Consider the following 1,465-nt stretch of genomic DNA (forward strand, 5'->3'; position numbering starts at 1 on the left):
GGGGCCCGCGAGGCCGGTCGGGTGGCCGGCCGCTCCCCGGGATCGGAGAGGACCCCCGCGAGCGGGTCGGGGCCCTCGGGCGTGCCCTGATGCGTCATGCGGACGCGGTCGAGGTGCGGCCGGTAGATCTCCAGGATCACGACCGCGCACACGGCGAGGACGAGCAGGTCACGCACCAGCACGAGCGGGTGGAAGAGCTCGGGCCCGATCCCCTTGTTGGCCACACCGTGGAAGTACGACATGTGCGCCACCCACAGCAGCGCGTCGAACCCCATCCACGTCAGCAGCAGGCGCACGCGCGGCACGGCGAGCACCGCGAGCGGGACCAGCCACAGCGAATACTGCGGGCTCCACACCTTGTTGGTGAGCAGGAAGAACGCCACGATGAGGAACGCCAACTGCGCCACGCGCGGGGTCACGGGCGCGGTCAGACCGATCACCAGCACCGCCAGGCAGGCGAGCGCGAACAACACCAACGAGACGGTGTTCAGCGTCGCGGGGGCCTCCCCGGCGGCGCGACCCGCGTCGAAGCCCTGCCAGCCGGTGAGCGTCTGGATGACGACGTAGATGCTCTCGGGGTTGGCGGGCCGATCGGAGTTGAGTCGGAAGAACTCCCGCCACCCGTCAGGGAACAGGACCATGATCGGCAGGTTGACGGCCAACCACGCCACGACGGCGGCGGCCGCGGCCCTCCCGAGCTCGACGAACCGCCTGCGGCGGATCGCCACCACCAGCAGCGCGCCGAACAGGAACAGCGGGTACAGCTTGGCCGCCACGCCCAGCCCCAGCACGACGCCGGCCCAGACCGGGCGGCGGCGGGCCCACAGCAGCAACGCGACGGAGGCGAACATCACCGCCATGAGGTCGTAGTTGGTGAAGGCCTGGAAGATCACGAGCGGGCTGGCCGCCATGAGCAGCGTGTCCCAGGGCCGCCGGCCGGCCGACCGGTAGGTGGCCCACACGGCGACCATCCACATGAACGCCAGCAGGACACAACCCAGCGCGAAGTACGTGACCACCTCGAGCGGCCCGCCGGGGAAGATCTCGTGCAGCGCCTGGGCGGCCTGCGCCGTGACGTACTGGAACATCCCGGACAGCACCGGGTACTCCATGTAGCGGACCTCGCCGCCCTCGGCGATCCACGAGTACTTGTAGGGCAGCGCCCCGGTGTCCAGGCCCTCGGCCGAGTACAGCGGCAGCGGGTCCGCATAGCAGGCCTTGTAGTACTGCCGACCGTCCCAGTTGAGGCCGGGCTGCGACCCGTCGGTGGGATGGGTGGTCTCCAGGCAGGCGGCCTTGGAGAAGAAGCCGAACGCCAGGAAGATCACGGCGAACAGCATGATCACGCGCAGCGGCGTCCAGAAGCGCTGGCGGCCGACCACGGCGTGCCGGCCGAGGGGGCCGCCCCACGCGGCGAGCGCGCCCGCACCGGCTCCGTCGCCGGGTCGGACCCGCTCGTGCGGCT

Annotated in this window: 1 protein-coding gene; it reads right to left on the reverse strand. The window is 71.1% G+C overall.

Annotated features, from left to right (window positions below):
* A partial coding sequence (locus tag HMPREF3086_RS00605) for a glycosyltransferase family 87 protein (protein WP_070719698.1) occupies positions 1 to 1,465 on the reverse strand: 1,465 nt, incomplete at both ends.

Source organism: Dietzia sp. HMSC21D01 (assembly GCF_001815995.1).
In the GTDB taxonomy this organism is placed as follows: Bacteria; Actinomycetota; Actinomycetes; order Mycobacteriales; family Mycobacteriaceae; genus Dietzia; species Dietzia cinnamea.